At 40.0% G+C, this 20332-nt stretch carries 18 protein-coding genes, 1 tRNA gene and 1 riboswitch; of the genes, 14 read left to right on the top strand and 5 right to left on the bottom strand.

From position 1 onward, the window contains the following. Positions 1–43: 43 nt before the first annotated feature. Together D8844_RS02625 and D8844_RS02630 are read left to right on the top strand one after the other, a co-directional pair. Positions 44–961, top strand: coding sequence for a metal ABC transporter solute-binding protein, Zn/Mn family (locus tag D8844_RS02625; RefSeq protein WP_042902313.1), 918 nt, complete (start codon positions 44–46; stop codon positions 959–961). Positions 962–968: 7 nt separating this feature from the next. After that, the gene (locus tag D8844_RS02630) at positions 969–4019 is read left to right on the top strand and encodes a pneumococcal-type histidine triad protein (protein WP_125421689.1); all 3051 of its coding nucleotides are present in this window, start codon (positions 969–971) and stop codon (positions 4017–4019) included. A 36-nt stretch (positions 4020–4055) separates the two neighbouring features. Here the strand turns inward: D8844_RS02630 and pepT are convergent, their stop codons facing one another. Then, positions 4056–5279 carry a peptidase T gene (pepT, locus tag D8844_RS02635; protein WP_125421692.1) on the bottom strand — a complete coding sequence of 408 codons (1224 nt, stop codon included), beginning with the start codon at positions 5277–5279 and terminating at the stop codon, positions 4056–4058. A 358-nt stretch (positions 5280–5637) separates the two neighbouring features. On the opposite strand from pepT, the gene pitA reads away from it, so the two are divergent. From pitA to hemH, 6 genes are all read left to right on the top strand, one after another. Then, on the top strand, positions 5638–8229 hold the full coding sequence (gene pitA, locus D8844_RS02640) for a PI-2 pilus tip adhesin PitA (protein WP_125421695.1): 2592 nt from the start codon (positions 5638–5640) through the stop codon (positions 8227–8229). Continuing rightward, positions 8229–8780 (top strand): PI-2 pilus system signal peptidase SipA, encoded by a 552-nt coding sequence (sipA, locus tag D8844_RS02645; RefSeq protein ID WP_000924790.1) that lies wholly within the window; start codon positions 8229–8231, stop codon positions 8778–8780. The genes pitA and sipA overlap by 1 nt, the downstream gene beginning before the upstream one ends. Further along, positions 8780–10045 (top strand): DUF7601 domain-containing protein, encoded by a 1266-nt coding sequence (locus D8844_RS02650; RefSeq protein WP_285835000.1) that lies wholly within the window; start codon positions 8780–8782, stop codon positions 10043–10045. The genes sipA and D8844_RS02650 overlap by 1 nt, the downstream gene beginning before the upstream one ends. 16 nt (positions 10046–10061) lie before the next feature. Next, positions 10062–11063, top strand: coding sequence for a PI-2 pilus system class B sortase SrtG1 (srtG1, locus tag D8844_RS02655; protein WP_000695087.1), 1002 nt, complete (start codon positions 10062–10064; stop codon positions 11061–11063). 75 nt (positions 11064–11138) lie between these two features. Further along, complete coding sequence (srtG2, locus tag D8844_RS02660) at positions 11139–12011, top strand: PI-2 pilus system class B sortase SrtG2 (protein ID WP_125421698.1); 873 nt, start codon at positions 11139–11141, stop codon at positions 12009–12011. A 77-nt stretch (positions 12012–12088) separates the two neighbouring features. Then, entirely contained in the window at positions 12089–13183 is a 1095-nt protein-coding gene (gene hemH, locus D8844_RS02665; RefSeq protein ID WP_002882395.1) for a ferrochelatase, read from the top strand. A 41-nt stretch (positions 13184–13224) separates the two neighbouring features. Here the strand turns inward: hemH and mscL are convergent, their stop codons facing one another. After that, positions 13225–13605 (bottom strand): large conductance mechanosensitive channel protein MscL, encoded by a 381-nt coding sequence (gene mscL, locus D8844_RS02670; protein WP_025170998.1) that lies wholly within the window; start codon positions 13603–13605, stop codon positions 13225–13227. 79 nt (positions 13606–13684) lie between these two features. After that, positions 13685–14122 (bottom strand): GtrA family protein, encoded by a 438-nt coding sequence (locus tag D8844_RS02675; RefSeq protein ID WP_125421701.1) that lies wholly within the window; start codon positions 14120–14122, stop codon positions 13685–13687. Between the two features lie 28 nt (positions 14123–14150). Then, positions 14151–14247, top strand: a riboswitch (PreQ1 riboswitch). Between D8844_RS02675 and D8844_RS02680 the strand changes: the two genes are divergently transcribed. From D8844_RS02680 to dapA, 4 genes are all read left to right on the top strand, one after another. Next, positions 14245–14757, top strand: coding sequence for a QueT transporter family protein (locus tag D8844_RS02680; protein WP_000737312.1), 513 nt, complete (start codon positions 14245–14247; stop codon positions 14755–14757). (Overlaps the previous riboswitch by 3 nt.) Positions 14758–14862: 105 nt before the next feature. After that, a tRNA-Thr gene (locus tag D8844_RS02685) sits at positions 14863–14935 on the top strand. A gap of 391 nt (positions 14936–15326) precedes the next feature. Continuing rightward, positions 15327–16403, top strand: a complete 1077-nt coding sequence (locus D8844_RS02690; RefSeq protein ID WP_049489680.1) for an aspartate-semialdehyde dehydrogenase — start codon at positions 15327–15329, stop codon at positions 16401–16403. A 56-nt stretch (positions 16404–16459) separates the two neighbouring features. After that, on the top strand, positions 16460–17395 hold the full coding sequence (dapA, locus tag D8844_RS02695; protein WP_125421704.1) for a 4-hydroxy-tetrahydrodipicolinate synthase: 936 nt from the start codon (positions 16460–16462) through the stop codon (positions 17393–17395). A 46-nt stretch (positions 17396–17441) separates the two neighbouring features. Here the strand turns inward: dapA and mnmE are convergent, their stop codons facing one another. Both mnmE and D8844_RS02705 read right to left on the bottom strand, forming a co-directional pair. Further along, entirely contained in the window at positions 17442–18815 is a 1374-nt protein-coding gene (gene mnmE / locus D8844_RS02700; protein WP_125421707.1) for a tRNA uridine-5-carboxymethylaminomethyl(34) synthesis GTPase MnmE, read from the bottom strand. A gap of 134 nt (positions 18816–18949) precedes the next feature. After that, complete coding sequence (locus D8844_RS02705) at positions 18950–19132, bottom strand: 4-oxalocrotonate tautomerase (protein ID WP_001117401.1); 183 nt, start codon at positions 19130–19132, stop codon at positions 18950–18952. Between the two features lie 122 nt (positions 19133–19254). Here D8844_RS02705 and D8844_RS02710 point away from each other — a divergent pair, with 122 nt between their 5' ends. Next, positions 19255–19854, top strand: a complete 600-nt coding sequence (locus D8844_RS02710) for a thymidine kinase (protein WP_049484422.1) — start codon at positions 19255–19257, stop codon at positions 19852–19854. Beyond that, positions 19844–20323, top strand: a complete 480-nt coding sequence (locus D8844_RS02715; protein WP_049484423.1) for a GNAT family N-acetyltransferase — start codon at positions 19844–19846, stop codon at positions 20321–20323. The genes D8844_RS02710 and D8844_RS02715 overlap by 11 nt, the downstream gene beginning before the upstream one ends. Positions 20324–20332 lie beyond the last annotated feature (9 nt).

A 20332-nucleotide genomic window follows, 5' to 3' on the forward strand; every position in this document is an offset into this window, starting at 1 on the left:
TTACTAGTTAATTAAATGGTTAAATACTAGTTAAGGAGTAACAATGAAAAAAAGAACATTTCTATTATTAGTGGTATGTCTCTTGGTTCTTGTCTTAGGAGCATGTAGTCAAAAAGAAAAACAAGAAGCAAAAGGAATGAAGATTGTAACAAGTTTTTACCCAATCTATGCCATGGTTAAAGAGGTATCGGGGGACTTGAATGATGTACGGATGATTCAGTCAAGTAGTGGGATTCACTCCTTTGAACCGTCAGCAAATGACATTGCTGCTATTTATGACGCGGATGTCTTTGTCTACCATTCTCATACGCTCGAATCTTGGGCCGGAAGTCTAGATCCTAACTTGAAAAACTCAAAAGTTAAGGTTTTAGAAGCTTCTGAAGGAATGACCTTGGAGCGTGTACCAGGTTTGGAAGATGTTGAAGCTGGTGACGGCATCGATGAAAAAACACTCTACGACCCTCACACTTGGTTAGATCCAGAAAAAGCAGGTGAAGAAGCTCAGATTATCGCTGACAAACTTTCGGAGATTGATAGTGCTAATAAGGAAACGTATCAAAAGAATGCTAAAAACTTTATCGCTAAAGCACAAGAATTGACTAAGAAGTACCAGCCTATTTTTGAAAAAGCGAGTCAAAAGACCTTTGTTACACAACACACAGCTTTTTCTTATCTCGCTAAACGATTTGGACTTAATCAACTTGGTATTGCAGGTATCTCTCCCGAACAAGAGCCAAGTCCGAGACAGTTGACAGAAATCCAAGAATTCGTTAAAACCTATAAGGTTAAAACCATCTTTACTGAGAGCAATGCTTCTTCTAAAGTCGCTGAGACCTTGGTCAAATCAACAGGAGTTAGCCTAAAGACACTCAATCCTTTGGAAGCTGATCCTGAAAATGACAAAACTTACTTAGAAAATCTAGAAGAAAATATGAATGTTCTTGCAGAAGAATTAAAATGAGGAGATTATGAAAATTAATAAAAAATATCTAGCTGGGTCAGCAGCTGCACTTGTTTTAAGTGTCTGTGCTTATGAACTAGGCTTGCATCAAGCTCAAACTGTAAAAGAAAATAACCGTGTTTCATATATAGATGGCAACCAACCAAGCCAAAAGGCAGAGACTTTGACACCTGATGAAGTCAGTAAAAAAGAAGGTATAAATGCCGAACAAATCGTTATCAAGATTACGGATCAAGGTTATGTGACTTCACATGGTGATCATTTCCATTATTACAATGGTAAAGTTCCTTTTGACGCGATTTTCAGCGAAGAATTGTTGATGAAAGATGCCAATTATCAACTGAAAGATGCTGACATTGTCAATGAAATCAAAGGTGGCTACATTATCAAGGTGGATGGTAAGTATTATGTCTACCTTAAAGATGCGGCTCATGCTGATAATATTCGTACGAAGGACGAAATTGAGCGCCAAAAACAAGGTCATACTCATGATGCACCAACTTCTAACAGTGCAGTGGCGCTTGCGCAATCTCAAGGTCGTTATACTACAGATGATGGCTACATCTTTAACCCATCTGATATTATAGAAGATACTGGTGATGCTTATATCGTACCTCACGGTGGACATTACCACTATATTCCAAAGAGCTCCTTGTCTGCTAGCGAATTAGCTGCTGCCCAAGCCTACCTCTCTGGAACTAGAAAACAACCGACTGTGACTAACTATCGTCCTAGTCCAAACGCGACTGGTCAAACTACCAACCCAAGTCAACAGGCTGAAACACCAAGTAATCAAGCTGAGAGTCTTCAAAGTCTATTGCAGCAACTCTATGCTCTTCCAAGTAGTCAACGTTATGCTGAATCAGATGGCTTGATTTTTGATCCTGCTAAGATTTCAAGTAGAACGCCGAGTGGCGTGGCGATTCCTCACGGAAATCACTATCATTTCATCCCATATACAAAACTTTCTGCCTTGGAAGAAAAGATTGCGCGTATGATTCCTTTATCTAGCGACAGTGGGAAGCCAACACCTTTGGAAAATCCAAGCAAACCAGCAGAACATCCAGCTCAACCAGATCATCCTCATGACCAAGACGGTAACCATGGAAGTCTGGATACCAACCATGAAGACCATGACCATGATGGAGAGGAGCATGACCATCACCACGGTGAAGAACATGATCATGGTTTTGCAGCTGACCGTGTTATTAGTGAAGATGAGCAAGGGTTTGTAGTTTCTCATGGAGATCACGCTCATTATTTCTTTAAGAAGGACTTGACTGCAGCCCAAATCAAAGCTGCCCAAGATCACTTGAAAGAAAATCATCAGCCGCAGCACGTTCAACCACTTGCAAAGACTGTGGAAAGTTTCTCGAGAGATGCGAGCGATGAAGAAAAAATCAAGTATATCTCACAGACCTACGGGGTACCGCTCGAAGCGATTCGCATTTCAAATGGATTCTTTGTCTTTGGAAATCCGGATCAAGCCTATGATCCAACCCATATCCATCCCTATGCTGTTCGAAAAGAACATGTTCGTATTCCTCTCCAAACTGGAAATCCAGAACTTGATTTCCTAAATGAACTGTATACGACTGCACTACGTGATGGGGTGTCTCCTTATAGTTTGCAAGTAGAAAATGGTAGTTTTGTGATTCCTCACGGAGACCACAATCACTATATCAAAGTTCAAACTAAGGGCTATGAAGTAGCTTTGAAAAATAAGATTCCGGCCCTACAATCGGCCTATCAACCTGGAGCATTTGATGAACAAACAGTTCTATCTAAGGTGGATCAACTGTTAGCAGATAGCAGAAGTCTCTACAAAGACCAGCCAATCATGCAGAGACGGGTTGAACTTGCTTTGGGGCAATTCACCGAAAATATGAAAAAACTGGCAACAAACTCAACTGCTGGATACCTAGCAGCCTTGGATCTCTTTGATAAACAGTATATCCATGTGGATCAAAGTATGGCACCGGTTGAAACTTCACCTTTAGATAAGAAGTATCAAGCCCTTGTAGATAAGATCAATACACTGGATACAGATACTTATGGCTTGCCTAAGAAAGATCTTTTGGTACATTTGCAGGAAGCAAAACTAGCACAGGATGAGACAGAGTTGACTGCGATTGAAGCGAAACTGCAGGCCTTGCAAGATTTCCGAGATCGGACAGGGGTTACAACAGTAGAGTACATCAAGTACTTCTACGAACATGTGTCTGATGGTCGTTTGAGAGAAGAACTTCGGAACCGTGTTGCCAAGTTGACATGGGAACTTTACCAGTCACAATCTTTCCTAAAAGCAACCGACTTGAACAAGCTATTCCCAACTATTTACCAAACTAAGCTAGAAGTAGAAGAGGCTCTCAAAGAAGAACCCGTATCTACAAAAGCTAGTAAGACTATTCTAGATACGGAAAAAGTAGATAGTCAAACTGCAAAGACCGCCATCTATGAATTCCTAAAAGAACTCTACGGTGATTTTATGCCAGAAGAGCGAGTTAGCCATGTTAAGAAGGAAGAAGTGGATGCTCTCCTAACTAAAGCTGCCCAACTCCTAGCACGTGTCAAAGAAGATGGTGTCAAACAATCCCTAGCTGAAGAAGCAGCTAATATCAAAGCGGCTACTGAAAAGGAAAATGCAGACCTTGACGAAGCTAAAACACAACTTGAGGATCTCTTGAATCGTATTGCAGCGACTATCCAACGAGAGAAAAAAGAAGCAGAACAAGATCCACAAACGGTGATCATCTACCAAAAACTCTATAATGTCTTGCTCTCTCTTCACAAGTACTTAGAGGATAACAAAGGATCCGATGCAGACTTTGAACGTGTTGATGCCCTATTTGATCAACTTGCAGCGAAAAGCAGTGATAAAGAAGGTCTCCTCACTCTAGCTAAAGAAATCATTAGCTTGAACCAGGAACTCCGTTCAAAAGCAAGTGAAACTGACAGCCAATCTAAGTCCGAGAAAGGCAGTGAAACAAATGCTTCTCAATCAAATGAAAAACAAGCACAAAGTGAGTCTGAGCCAAGTGCTCAACCAAACGAATAAAAAGAAAGGCGAAGTAGCTGAGCTACCTCGTCTTTTTTAGTCATTATAGGATACAATACCAATGATGGTATCTACTGCGCGCTCCATGGTCTGAAGGCTGACGTATTCAAAACGTCCATGCATGTTTTCACCACCAGCAAAGATATTAGGAGTTGGGATCCCCATAAAGGAAATCTTAGACCCATCTGTTCCACCACGAATTGGTTCGATAATTGGCGTGATTCCCAGATCCTCCATTACGGCTTTGGCAATGGTAACAGGAGTCATGTCTTTCTCAATGACTTCCTTCATATTGTAGTACTGGTCTGTCAGAGTTAAGGTTACGCGATTATTCCCAAGCTCTTGATTCATCTTGTCAGCGATGGCTTGCATAGCTGCTTTACGAGCTTCAAAAGTATCCTTTTCAAAATCACGGATGATGTAGCTTGCACGCGCCTCCTCGACACTACCTGTCACATCCATAAGATGATAGAAACCTTGGTAACCATCTGTTAGTTCAGGTCGGTCATTCTCTGGAAGTTGATTGTGAAAATCAATCGCTAACTGTAAAGAGTTGACCATCTGACCTTTAGCAGTACCAGGGTGAACATTGCGCCCTTGGAAATGGAGTTCAGCAGCAGCAGCTGAGAAAGTCTCGTACTGAAGTTCTCCTAGCGGACCACCATCAACAGTATAGGCAAAGTCAACGTCAAAGTCTTCTGCATCAAACTTGTTAGCTCCAACACCGATTTCTTCATCTGGTCCAAAACCAACTCGAATCTCACAGTGTTTGATTTCGGGATGAGCAGTCAGATATTCAATAGCAGTCATAATCTCAGCAATCCCTGACTTGTCATCAGCACCCAACAAGGTCGTTCCATCTGTTGTGATGAGTGTTTGCCCTGGATATTTCTCAAGGCTCTTGAAATCAGCAGGATCGAGTTTAAAACCAGAATCGCCTAAGTTGATAGCTCCACCATCGTAATTTTCGATGACTTGCGGATTAACTCCTTCAGCATTAAAATCAGCTGTATCCATGTGGGAGATGAAGCCAATCTTGCGTGTCAAGCTTGGATCGTTTGCTGGTAAGGTACCAATAGCAAAACCATTTGGAAGGTAGTAGACATTTTGCAGACCAACACGTTTCATTTCTGGAATAAGAACGTTGGTCGCAAAATCTACCTGGCTTTGCGTACTTGGAGTAGTAGTAGAGTGTTCGTCAGAGCGCGTATTGACCTTAACGTAGGTCAAAAAACGATCTAAAAGGTTCGGATAAGTCATAAAAACTCCTTTAACAATCATAAAATAGAATGCAAACTTCGGGAAATGCCTCATTCTGAAAATTTCATGAATTTTGAAAAAATATAATAATTCAAATTCAATAGACTTTTAAATGAAATCTTGGATATTTTAGATTAAAATATATGCATTGATATTTTATGAGATTTTTTTATTCTTTTTTCATTTTACCATAGAATAGTTTGAAAGACAAAGAAGAATCATACTCTTTTATTAATTAATATAATATAAAATTAATCATATTAATTGACACTGCGTGAACTTTATTGTACAATTATCTTGTAAATGTCCTAGATTGATATAGTAACAATATTAGTACATTCTAGTTAAGGAGAATAAAATGAACATTCGCTTCGATTTTAAGAAAGTTCAAATTATTGCGCGCCGTTTAGTTACACTGTTAGCTATTCTCTTTTTGTGTGCTCCGATAAGTCTGTTAAATGCAGATTCTACTACAGAACCTCAGACAACTCTTCATAAAACGATTACTCCGATATCAGGACAGGATGACAAGTATGAGTTGTCATTGGATATCACGTCCAAACTGGGAACAGAAACTCAAACGGATCCCTTGGATGTCGTTTTAGTAGCAGACCTCTCAGGAAGTATGCAGAATCAGGATGTCCAATCTTTTGATGGACGGACGATCAGTCGGATTGACGCATTAAAAAATACTCTAAGAGGAACAAATGGTCGTAAGGGCTTAATTGATACCATTCTATCCAATTCAAATAACCGCTTATCCATGGTAGGTTTTGGGGGAAAAATTGACAATAAAAAAGTTGATCAGTATTGGGATGGACATAAATGGAGACTATTTAGACCATACTGGCCCTATGAACGAATGACAAAATACTATGATGGTGTTTCCCCATGGGATGATGCAAACACAATCTTAGGATGGAGTAACAATGCTCGTGATGCTAAAAATGCGGTATACAATATGAGTATTGCTAGTGGAAATTCCATTGGTACTGAGTCAGGGATTGGTACTGGGACCAATATTGGGGCTGGATTAACCTTGGCCAACCAGTTAATGGGAAGTGCAAGATCTAATGCTAAGAAAGTCGTTATTTTGCTTTCAGATGGCTTTGCGAATATGGTCTACGATGCCAATGGTTACACTATATATAACTACAATAACGAGGATCCTAATATCGAAACAGCTCCCCAGTGGTTTTGGGATAGATTAAATAATAATCTAAATAGTCTATCATATAGCTTGGCTCCAACACTTGATGGTTTCTATTCGATTAAATTTCGTTATTCAAACAATGTCGACAGTATTACCAGTCTGCAATATTATATGAGGCAACATAATGCCTCCATTCCAAATGAAATATTCTCTGCAAATGATGAAGACCAGTTACGTGACAGTTTTAAAGATATCACTGATAAGATTCTGCCACTGGGAATCCACCATGTGTCCATCAAGGATGTTCTTTCTAAGTATGTCCAGCTATTACCGAACGGATCGTCAGAGTTTCGTGTAGTGAAAGAAAAGGATGGTAGCAGTGAAATATTAACTGAAAATCAAGTAACTTTTGATACCAAAACAACCTCAGAAGGATTAGTGGAAGTTACGGCAAAATTTTCTCCGAATTATTCCTTAGAAGATGGAGCTAGATATGTCCTAAAATTCACTGTTACATCTAGTCAAGAAGCCCTGGATGCCATTGCTGGTGATAAAAAACTAGAGGCTGGTGATGCTGAGGGTTCTGATGTCAATAAACTCTACTCCAATAAAGGTGCTAGTGTCACCTATTCCTATGGAATAGGCAACTCTCAAACCAAGACCAAAGAATACTCTGACAACCCAACATTTAAGCCTTCAGATCCATTAACGGTACCAGTGGAAGTTGAATGGCAAGGTGTGACGGGTGCGAGAACTGTTATTACAGCTGATCAACCGAGTAATGTTGAACTGAAACTGGTTCAAAAGAACAAGAACGGAGGTCCTGATAATCAAGACTATCGAAAGACCAATGTGAATGTTAGTAAAAACGTATCTAATGAAACGAGGAACTTTGAAAAAGTTGCCAAAGGATATCAATACGATTTAATTGCACCAGACGTCCCCGCCTTTACCAAAGAAATAAAAAATGTTGGTACAGAAACTAAACCATCCTTCAAGGTAATCTATAAACAATTGCCAAGTCTGACGATTAAGAAAGTGTTGGAAGCTGAAAATAACTTGAACAAGGAGTTTAGGATTAAGGTAAAACTAACCTCTCCTGATTCTAAGCCATTGAATGGAACTTTTGGCGATATAACTGTTGTGAATGGAGAAGCGGAGATCCGTGTCGAAAAACGAAAACGTTGGAAAGGTATTCTAAGCTATCTTCCTCGAGGAACTCATTACAAAGTTGAAGAAGAAGCGGCATCAACGAACGGTTACCACGTTACATATGAGAATCAAGAGGGCGATCTGAATAAAGACGAAACCAGTATTGTCACGAATCACAAGCTTCCAAGTTTATCAGTTACAAAAAAGGTTACGGGTGTATTTGCCAACCTATTAAAATCCTTCAAGATTACCATTAACATTAGGGATGCTCAGAATAGTCCACTGAATGGAACCTATACTGCAACGGTAAATAATAAAAGAACCCCTCTGCAATTTACGAATGGTCGAGTGTCTATTGATCTAAACAAAGATCAAACCATAAAAATTGATGGACTTCCACTCAATAGTCACTATACCGTAGAAGAGGAATCAAACTCTTCTAGTGGATATCAGGTATCTTATGAAAATCAAGAAGGCAAGCTGGATGGAGACAAGTCCGCGACAGTCACGAATAATAAGAATAGCGTGCCTGAAACCGGAGTTGACTTCCTCAGCAGTACACTCATGTTAGGAATAATCCTTCCTCTAGGGGGAATCTTCTTTACAATCCTACTCGGATATCTAGTGGTACATAGGAGAAAATAATGCTACTTAAAAAGAAACATAAGAAAACAGTAACACAAGTCAATCGGGATAAGTCTCCGCCGAGTGTATGGGGAGATATCCTCTACTTAGTCAGTAAGCTTCTGATGGTTGGGTTTGTACTGGCCACCCTTTACTTTTTTGTCTTTGGACTATTGAGATACAATGACGATGGCATGAAGCCAGCCTTAAAAGATGGCGACTTGGTTGTCTACTATAGGTTGGATAAACGTTATTCGATTGGTGATCTGCTCGTCTATAGTTATAAGGGTAAGGAAAGAGTGGCGCGTGTCATTGCAACCGAAGGAAGTACGATCGATATAAACGAAAATGGTCTCATCATCAACGGTTCTCCTCAACAAGAGCAGGATATCTACAAAGAAACGCTGCTCTATAAGGAAGGGGCTACCTTCCCAATGAAAGTCCCAGCAGGACAACTCTTTGTCCTCGGAGACAATCGAACAACGGCTGTAGATAGTCGTGCTTTTGGAACCATTCCTATACAGGATACCCATGGCAAGGTGGTAACAGTCCTAAGGCGACGGGGCTTTTGATGACAGTTTATGAAAAAAGAAATTTAAAAATAAAAGGAATAATCATGAAAAAAACATTTTTGAAAAAATTAGTTACTGCAAGTATTGCAGCTGTAACCGCCTTGTCGGTCTTTAGAGGAGTGCCAACATTTGCGGATGATAATGATGTGGCAACTGCCAAAGCAACTGGTGAAACAAGTGCAAAAGTTTCTATTAATAAGGTGTTGAATATTGCGGAAGGAATTACAACACCTGAAGCAACTTTTACATTTACTTTCACCCCTAAAACTGGTACATCATCAAATGGTGCACCTTATGAAACGATTGATTCTTCTAATGGTCAAATTACAGATAAAAATGTATCTTATTCTGGAACAGACGTTTTAGCAACTGGCCAAACTAACATTAAGAAAGAAACCGGCGATATTTTTAGAGAAGTGAACTATACACATGCTGGTGAATATGTCTATACTGTTGCTGAAAAACAAAATGTTGGTTGGAATGTTATTCAAAAAAATGGTTCACCTATTGATTTTATGACATATGATAATCGCAACTATGAAATGCACGTTATTGTTAAGAACAAAACTACAGGAGGAACATATATTTCTTCTGTGTATTTTAAACAAGTATCCCCAAGTGTGAATGGTAAAGTAAAACCATCTGAAAGTGGAACTACTTACAAATATGATCTTTTCACTAACATCTATCGTAAAAATGCTGGTAAAATTACAGATCCAAATGAACCAAACCCTAATAAACCAAATGTTTCAAAAGTTGACCCAAATGCTAAATCTTTAGTAATTAAAAAAGTTGTGTCAGGTGCTACTGCAGATAAATCAAAAGATTTTACTTTCAAGCTTACTTTCACAAAAGCATCTACAGAAACTTCACAATCAATCACTGGTAAAATCGGTGAAACCTCAAAAACATTTGTCTATGGTCAAGAAACGACTATAACACTACGTCACGATCAATCTTTAGTGTTTGACACAATTCCTGCTGGTACTCGTTATAAATTGGTTGAAACTGGATCTCAAGGTTACACAGCTTCAGCTGCATATAAGGAGAACGGAGCATCAAAAAATCAAGCTGGTACAGTTTCTACAAATTTCACTCAAGATAGTATCCTTATTGGTGAAAAACCAAACGATAACACTATCACAAATAGCTTACCAGACGTTACCCCTACAGGTCTCTTGATTGATAACCTTCCTTTCATCTTGATGATTGGTCTTGGTTTGGCTGGATTTGTTGTTTTGTCTAAAAAACGCAGACAAGCTTAGGCAACTGGTTTGAATTATGAAAATCAAGCGTGAGAAACCAAAAAGGAGTTTGTCTAGGCGTCTGGTCCTTGCTGTAGATGCATTGATGAATCATATCTTGCTCCTCTTGGCGGCCTTAGTCTTTCTCTTTGGTTTCTACGCCCTTTGGGATGCCAATCAGGTCTATTCTCAGGCTTCATCAAGTGAGTATGAGGCTTATAGACCTGTTAGTACCAGTGAGAAAGATGAGCTTGCTAGTTTTTCTGGCTTTCACAAGCTACAGCAAGTCAACCCAGAGGTTCTTGGTTGGATCAATGTCTATGGCACCAATATTGACTATCCCTTAGTCCAAGCTAAAGACAATGAAAAATACCTGAACAAGGATTCCAAGGGAGAATTTGCAGCTACAGGGGCTATTTTCCTTGAGGCTCGAAATGAATCCAAGTTCGAAGACTTTAATACCATCATCTACGGTCACCATGTAGAAAATGGGGTTATGTTTGGAGATGTAGCAAAGTTTTCTGATAAGGAATTTTTTGACCAGCATCGCTACGGCAGTATTTACTATAATGGTGTTGAAAAAGGTCTTGAGATCTTTGAGATGCTCGAGGTAGACGCCTATGACTTTAACATCTACGATCCAGGTATTAATGGGGATGATCGGCGCCAAGAATATATCGATCACTTACTCTCGGTTGCCATCCACAAACGAGACATTACACTGGGGCCAAATGACCATATCATTCTTCTCAGTACCTGTTTCCTAGACGTAACAAATGGGAGACATATCGTAGTTGCCAAGATTACGGATACAGTTCCAAAGAACACCTTCCATACGAAAAAATCAAAACCATTTCCTTACAGCGTCTTTGATGATTCGTCGCTCGGACGATTTCTCTCATCGATTCCTTTGTGGATATGGTATATCATCTTATTTATCTTGCTCTTGCTATTAATCTTCTTGCTCATCATCCTCTACTTGATCTTGCGTCGTAGAAGAGAAGCAAAGGAAGAAGGGGCAGATACCATTACTGACTAAACTACCAATAAAAGAGAAAGGGACAGCCTCTCTTGCTCTTTTATTTTCAAGGCTAGAAAGGAGAAAGAAGGAAATATGAAAACAAGTACGAGTCGCAAAGTTATAAAGGTCATTCTATCCCTCTTTCTAGCTTTTTTCTGTCTTTTTACAGCTGATAGAGTCCTTGCAAGTGACTATGATCATTATAATCCCATTGAAAAGGATGCCAGCAGTACGGGCTTTGAAACCTTGCAGCATCTCAACAAGGATGTTTGTGGTTGGATTAGCCTTGATGGGACCAAGGTAGACTATCCCCTCTTGCAGAGTCAGGACAATGTCAAATACCTTGACCGCAATGCTTTTGGTGATTATACTGTGTCAGGTTCTATATTCCTAGACTATCGTTTTAATCCCAACTTTACCGACTTTAACACCATCATTTATGGTCACTCCATGGCTTCTGGAGCTATGTTTGGGGAGATTCAAAAATTTGCGGATCAGGATTTTTTTGAAAAGCATCGCTATGGCTCTATCTACTATAATGGTCGAGAACGTGGTCTTGAGATATTTGGGATTTTAGAAGTAGATGCCTATGACACGGAGATTTATCGAACCTTGAGTTCCAACGATGAGGAACACCAGGCTTACTATCAGTATTTGCTAAGTAAAGCCAAGTACAAGCGAGATGTTTCCTTGACCTCAACGGACAAGATTGTCTTATTAAGCACCTGTTTCCTTAATATTACCAACGGACGACATATCCTCTTAGCTAAAATAACGGATGCACCAGTAAAAGCAGCCCAGGATAAAAGTGGGGAAGCAGTAGGAACACGCTATTTTGACCAAGGGATTCCAACGCATTGGATTTATATCCTTGCCTTTCTTCTCCTGATTATCGTTATTTTACTCCTTGTCGTTATCATCCTAATCATAAGGCGAGATAGAAAGACAAAAGAACAAAAGAAATAGTAGACGTCGGAAGCGTTTACTATTTTTGTCTTTCGTGATAGAATGGATAGTGAAAATAATATCATAAGGATGATAACATGAAAAAAGCAATATTAATGATGACCTTTGGATCTCCAGAGGAGATTAGTTTTGAAGGAGTAGCAGAATTTTTTACAAACATTCGTCGTGGAGTTAGACCCCAAGACCACGAGATCCAGACTCTCTATGACAACTATGTCCTTATCGGCGGGACACCCTTGCAGCGGATTACACGTGAGGAGGTTGATTTAGTCAAGGAACGTTTAGGCGAGGAGTACGGTATCTACTTTGCCAACAAATTTTCTCGTCCCTTTATTCCAGACGTGATCAAGCAGATGGAAGCTGATGGTGTTGAAGAATGTATCTGCTTGATTTTGGAACCTCATTATTCTTTTTACTCAGTCATGGGGTATGAAAAGTTTCTGGAAAGCCAGCAGATCCGATTTTTAGTCATTAAGGACTGGTATCAACAGCAGCCTTTGTTGGACTTTTGGACAGATGAGATTAGAAAAATTTTACGAAACCATGTGGGAGAAGAATCTTTCAAGGTAATCTTTTCAGCCCACAGTGTTCCCATTTTTGCCTTGGACTATGGAGATCCATATATCGATCAGATTTTCGATAATAGCAAGCTAATCGCTGAACAACTCGGCCTAATGACAGACCACTATACCAATACTTGGCAGAGCGAAAGCGATATTGGAATCCCTTGGATCAAGCCAGATGTTTTAGAATATTTACGAGAACAAAAGCAACATCCCGAGCATTATATTTTTGTCCCGATTAGTTTTATCAGTGAGCACATCGAAGTCCTGTTTGACAACGATGTAGAATGTTATGAGTTGTGTCAAGAATTAGATGTCACCTACCATCGTCCACCTATGCCCAATACGGATAGCCGTTTAATTGACGCATTAGTTGCTACTGTAAGAGCGAATGAAGACAAAGAATTTAAAGCTTTTCTCCCAGAAGAAGAAACTTTTGATGAGTTAGCTCCTTCGGCAACTACTAAGGACATCATGGAGGAGACAGACGACCTTCAGATGCCAGAATTTGTCAAAAAGCTCATTGAGAAAAAAGGCCGTGAAAATGTGAAGATGCCGTACTTAATTAAGAAAATGCTCGAAAAGGCTGGGAAATTACCAAAAGAGTAAAGAAAAAAGGATTTAGCTTTAAGCTAGATCCTTTATCTGTTTTATTTTTTCTCAAGAAGAGCTTTGATTTCTTGAAGAACTTCAAGTTCAGTTGGAGCAGCAGGTGCTTCCTCAACCACTTCCTCTTTCTTACGAAGGTTTTGAGCTTTTTCAATACCTTTGATAACGAAGAAGAGAACTGTACCCACAACAAGGAAGTTGATAACAGCGCTTAAGAATTTACCATATGTAACACCATTCCATGCAAGCTCAGCGATGTTTTGTACTTTCGCAGCTTCCAAAGCTGGGTTCAATAGAAGTGGAGTGATGATATCGTTAACAAATGAAGTAACGATAGCACCAAATGCAGAGGCAATGATCACACCGACAGCAAGGTCAACAACATTACCACGAAGCAAAAATGCTTTAAGATCCTTTAACATTTTCATAAATTCCTTTCCTAATTTTCTGATTTATTATATCCTAAATTGTGACAAAAAGCAACTTGAACGCTCAAAGTGGTCAGTTGCCCCCTTTAAAAATATAGATTTTACTGAAAATATAGTTTAAAATGATGATCAAGATTTGTGCTAGAATAGTTTCAATCGTATTAACCCTATCTATATTAAATTCGACAAACTGGCCAATAATATCAGGGAAAGTTGTAACAAAGATATAAGTTAAAAGAACGTCAAGACCAAGAGTAGAAAGACGAGCTAAGAAAAACTTAGCCAGGCGGGTTGGCCAATTCCTTCTCTCTTGTTTAAAGACGATTGTATCATTTGTGAGAAAGGCAAAGAGAATCCCGATAATATTTGCGAGGGCAGTTGCGAGGATTTCCTGGTGGCTGATATGGTAAATAACCAAACGTGATACAATAGAAACCAGAGTAGTAGCACCACCAAAAAATAGGTAGGAGAGAATCTCGTTATCAAAGAAAGCTTTTATTCGTTTTTTCATGATTTTAGTATAGCATAATGCTAGCTAATGTGCTATACTAGTAAGGTTGATAATCTCAACCCTTGGTGCTTAGCTTCTTTCACCAAGCATATTTTACGCGGGAAACTGCTAAAGGAGAAAACATGAAAAAATTAACTGTTCGTGACATGGCAAACATCGCTATTGTTGCTGCTATTTATGTGGTCTTGACTATTACGCCACCAATCAATGTTCTTAGTTTTGGGGCGTATCAGTTCCGTATTTCAGAAATGTTGAATTTCTTGGCATTTTACAACCCTAAATACATCATCGGTGTGACGATTGGTTGCATGATTGCTAATTTATTTAGTACTTTTGGTATGATTGATGTCTTTGTCGGTGGAGGTTCTACCTTAGTTTTCCTTAGTCTAGGGGTATGGCTCTTTGCAAAATACAGCAAAGATTACCTCTTTAACGGATTGATTCGAAAAGACCATTTCTTCTTTTCAATCCTCTTCTCCATTTCAATGATTACCATTGCAGCTGAACTTCATATCTTGACAGAAGCTCCATTCTTCTTTACTTGGTTTTCTACAGGGATTGGAGAGTTTGCATCGCTTATCGTTGGTGCAATCCTAATCGGAAAACTGGGACAGCGAATTGATCTAACAAAATAAGAAGTTTATAAGCTAGATTCTTGCCAGGTCTAGCTTTTTTCATTCCAGAAAATTAAAAGAGAGCGCTTGACAAGAACTAGGAACTATAGTATACTTTTTAGGTAAGCTGATTTAGCTCAGTTGGCAGAGCGCATCCATGGTAAGGATGAGGTCGCCGGTTCAATCCCGGCAATTAGCATTAAATAGATAGAAAAAACCCTTATTTACAAGGGTTATTGTTATGTCTGCCCCAAATTTTTCAAAGATATTTCTTATGCACCTGTATAAATGAAGCCCAAGAGTTTTGGATGTTGACAAAAGTGACTCTATCTAGTAGAATAGTAGATGCGATGAGTCGATAGGTAGTCTTCGGACTGCTATTGAGCATAAGGAGGTCATAACGCAGGAGCGGACCTTGATGAGTTGTGTGAACCTGCTCATCACATGAAGATGCCTCTTAGTCCCTGGTCAATGACTAGGGATTTTTAGTTTTCAGAAAATATAGTCTAAAAATGCTTTTCAATTTTTGGAAAAAGTAGTATAATACATCTATTATAGAAATTTTTAGAAAATTCCGAAAGAGGTTATTTATGGGATATACAGTTGCTGTAGTCGGCGCGACAGGTGCTGTCGGAGCTCAGATGATAAAAATGTTGGAAGAATCAACACTTCCAATCGATAAAATTCGTTACCTTGCTTCTGCACGTTCAGCAGGCAAAACTTTGAAATTTAAAGACCAAGATATTACGATTGAAGAAACGACTGAGACAGCTTTTGAGGGTGTTGATATTGCACTCTTCTCAGCTGGTGGTTCGACATCTGCCAAGTATGCTCCCTACGCAGTTAAGGCTGGTGCAGTAGTGGTTGATAATACATCTTACTTCCGTCAAAATCCAGATGTACCCTTGGTGGTCCCAGAAGTAAATGCTCATGCCTTGGATGCCCACAACGGAATCATTGCCTGCCCTAACTGTTCAACAATTCAAATGATGGTGGCTCTTGAACCTGTCCGTCAAAAATGGGGCTTGGATCGTATCATCGTTTCAACTTACCAAGCAGTCTCTGGTGCAGGTATGGGAGCGATTCTTGAAACACAACGTGAACTTCGTGAAGTCTTGAATGATGGTGTGAATCCACGTGATTTGCATGCGGAAATCTTGCCTTCAGGTGGTGACAAGAAACACTATCCTATCGCCTTTAACGCTCTTCCGCAAATCGATGTCTTTACTGACAATGATTACACTTACGAAGAGATGAAGATGACCAAGGAAACGAAGAAAATCATGGAAGATGATAGCATTGCAGTGTCTGCAACCTGTGTTCGTATTCCAGTCTTGTCAGCTCACTCTGAGTCAGTTTATATCGAAACAAAAGAAGTGGCCCCAATCGAAGAAGTGAAAGCAGCTATCGCAGCCTTCCCAGGTGCAGTTCTTGAAGATGATGTAGCTCATCAAATCTATCCGCAAGCCATCAATGCAGTTGGTTCACGTGATACCTTTGTTGGTCGTATCCGTAAAGACTTGGATGCTGAAAAAGGTATCCACATGTGGGTTGTTTCAGATAACCTTCTCAAAGGTGCTGCTTGGAACTCAGTTCAGATTGCAGAAACACTTCACGAACGTGGATTGGTTCGTCCAACAGCTGAGTTGAAATTTGAATTAAAATAGTCATATCATTTAGGAGTTCAGATGAACTCCTTCTTTGAAATAGAGAGGTGTTTCTCATGTCTTATCAAGATTTAAAAGAGTGTAAAATCATCACGGCCTTCATTACCCCTTTCCATGAGGATGGTTCCATCAACTTTGATGCTATTCCAGCCTTGATCGAGCATTTATTGGCCCATCACACAGACGGAATTCTTCTTGCAGGGACCACTGCTGAGAGTCCAACCTTGACCCACGATGAAGAGTTGGAACTCTTTGCGGCTGTACAAAAGATTGTCGATGGACGCGTTCCTTTGATTGCGGGTGTAGGGACAAATGATACACGTGACTCGATTGAGTTTGTCAAAGAAGTAGCAGAATTTGGTGGTTTTGCTGCTGGTCTTGCGATCGTACCATACTACAACAAACCTTCTCAAGAAGGAATGTATCAGCACTTTAAAGCGATTGCAGATGCATCAGATTTACCTATTATCATTTATAACATTCCAGGGCGTGTGGTTGTCGAATTGACTCCAGAAACCATGCTTCGCTTGGCTGACCATCCTAATATCATTGGTGTCAAGGAATGTACCAGCTTGGCTAATATGGCTTACTTGATTGAGCATAAACCAGAAGAGTTCTTGGTCTATACTGGTGAGGATGGAGATGCTTTCCATGCCATGAACCTTGGTGCAGATGGAGTTATCTCTGTTGCATCCCATACAAATGGAGATGAGATGCACGAGATGTTCACTGCCATTGCAGAAAGCGATATGAAGAAAGCTGCAGCTATTCAACGTAAGTTCATTCCTAAAGTCAATGCCCTCTTTTCTTATCCAAGTCCTGCTCCAGTTAAGGCAGTTTTGAACTACATGGGATTTGAAGCGGGACCAACTAGATTACCTCTAGTTCCAGCACCAGAAGAAGATGCCAAACGCATTATCAAAGTTGTCGTAGATGGCGACTATGAAGCAACTAAGGCAACCGTAACAGGAGTCTTAAGACCAGATTACTAATAAAGACAATAAAATCCATGACCGAATGAACGATCATGGATTTTTCTTATTTTCCTAAACAGAATTGGCTAAAGAGTTGGGTAATGAGTTCATCTGGAGCAGCATCACCAGTAATTTCTCCGAGAATTTCCCAAGTACGGGTTAAGTCAACTTGAAGCAAATCAACTGGCATCCCCAGTTCAAGACCTTCATTAACAGCTTGTAGGCTTTCAACTGCTTTTTCAATCAAGGAAATATGACGGGCATTTGACAAGTAAGTAGCATCTTGCTCGACCAAACCAGCATTTTCAAAGAAGAGATCGTTAATACGCTCTTCGATCTTATCAATGTTTTGGTTTTTAAGAACTGAAATACGGATGACATCTTCAGGGAGTTCTGAAGTTTCAATCGCTTCAGGAAGATCCGTTTTATTAAGTAGAATAATGCGGTTGGTATCTTGGCTGATTTCTAAGAGTTGGCGATCTTGGGCGGTCAGTGGTTCACTGGCATTTAGTACTAGTAGTACCAAGTCAGCTTCCTTGAGGGCTTTTCTAGAACGTTCGACACCGATTTGTTCCACGATGTCATCTGTTTCCCGAATACCAGCTGTATCAATCAATTTGAGAGGAACACCATTGATGTTGACGTATTCTTCGATGACATCACGGGTAGTACCAGCGATGTCTGTAACGATGGCCTTGTCCTCACGAAGGAGATTGTTGAGGAGGCTCGATTTACCAACGTTGGGGCGACCGATGATGGCAGTTGAAATTCCCTCACGAAGTATCTTACCGCGACGAGCTGTTTTAAGGAGATTGGTTAGCAATTGCTCAAACTCCATAGTTTTCTCACGGACAACAGCGGTAGTAGCTTCCTCAACATCGTCATACTCAGGATAGTCGATATTGACCTCAACTTGGGCAAGTGTATTGAGGATTTCTTGGCGAGTATTATTAATGAGGTCAGAAAGAGAACCGTCCAATTGTTTGACTGCGATATTCATGGCCTTGTCAGTCTTGGCACGGATGATGTCCATCACCGCCTCAGCCTGTGTCAAGTCCACACGACCGTTTAGAAAGGCACGCTTGGTAAATTCACCCGGTTCAGCCAATCGAGCTCCTTCACGGATAGCTAGTTGGAGAATCTCATTGGTCACCGCAATCCCACCGTGAGTGTTAATCTCGATAATATCCTCACGAGTGAAGGTCTTTGGAGACTTCATAGCTCCAACCATAACTTCGTCCATGACCTTCCCTGTCTGCGGGTCAATAATGTGACCGTAGTTGAGGGTATGGCTTGCAACCTTGCTCAAGTCTTTTCCTTTAAAAATCTTTTGCGCAATGGCAAAACTATCTGTTCCGCTCAGGCGGACAATACCAATGGCTCCTTCACCTAGTGGAGTAGAGATAGCAGCGATGGTATCAAATTCACGTGTAATCATACTATTTCCTTTTGTATTTCTTTTCTTAGGATAGGTATCCAAGCATCTCTTCAAATTGTAACAAAATTAGACTATTTCTTCAATGGATGCTACTTGGAGATTGAAAAAGCCTAAGCAATTCTGCTTAAGCTGGATTATTTGGTGCGCATTTCCCCTTGAGGGAAGTAGGTTCCTTCTGGCATGTCGTTGATGATGACATGAACGGCTGATTGAGGGGCTCCAGTGTTGCGGACAACAGCTTCCGTTACTTCCTTAGCAAGAGCTTTCTTTTGCTCGAGCGTGCGACCTTCAAATAAATCGATGCGTACAAATGGCATAATAGCTTCCTCCACTAGTTTTTGATTTCTTCTATTTTACCACATTTTGCCGTTTAAAGCTTCAGAAAATTATGATATACTAGAATGTAGCAAAAATTTAGAAATGGACGTGAAATAGAAGCATGGCACAGTTGTATTATCGTTATGGGACCATGAACTCTGGTAAGACGATTGAGATTCTCAAGGTGGCCTATAACTACGAGGAGCAAGGAAAGGGAGTTGTGATTATGACTTCGGCTCTGGATACGCGTGACGGTGTTGGCTATGTGTCGAGTCGAATCGGCATGAAACGCCCAGCCATTGCGATTGAGGAAACGACAGATATCTTCGGCTATATCCGAGACTTACCTGAAAAACCTTACTGTGTGTTGGTCGATGAGGCCCAGTTTCTCAAGCGTCACCATGTTTATGACCTAGCTCGTGTTGTTGATGAGTTAGACATACCTGTCATGGCTTTTGGTTTGAAGAATGACTTTCGCAATGAATTGTTCGAAGGTTCCAAATACCTCTTGCTCTTAGCAGACAAGATTGACGAAATCAAGACCATTTGTCAGTACTGTAAGAAAAAGGCGACTATGGTGTTGCGTACGCACGATGGTGTGCCAGTCTATGATGGCGAACAAATTCAAATCGGTGGCAATGAAACCTATATCTCGGTTTGCCGTAAACATTATTTTGCGCCAATGATAGCATCTAACAAGGAGCATAACTATGACAATTGAACTAAGAGATGTTGCAATGGAAAATTATTTTGATGTTTTGAATTTGGATGTCAAGGAATATCAAAAGCAATTCATTGCAACCAACGCAATTAGTTTAGCTGAAGCATATGTCTACACTAAAAATGGAGATTTTGTAGCTCCATTGGCAGTTTATGATAATGATGCAATTATAGGTTTTGTGATGATAGCTTATGATAAAAAGATCGGAATTAGTAGTGGAAATTATTTACTATTTCGTTTTATGATTGATAAGAATTTTCAAAATCAAGGATATTTTAAACCAATTATGGATAAAGTGCAGGACTATGTTCAGACAGCGCCAGCAGGTTTAGGCAATAAACTTTGGTTGTCTTATGAACCAGAAAATGAACATGCAAGATCTTGTTACCTCAGTTATGGATTTAAAGAAACTGGGGAAATATTTGAGAACGAAGTAGTAGCAATCTATGATCTAACAATTGAGAACTAAGGAGAAAAA

The sequence above is a fragment of the Streptococcus oralis genome, assembly GCF_003942875.1.
GTDB lineage: Bacteria > Bacillota > Bacilli > Lactobacillales > Streptococcaceae > Streptococcus > Streptococcus oralis_BX.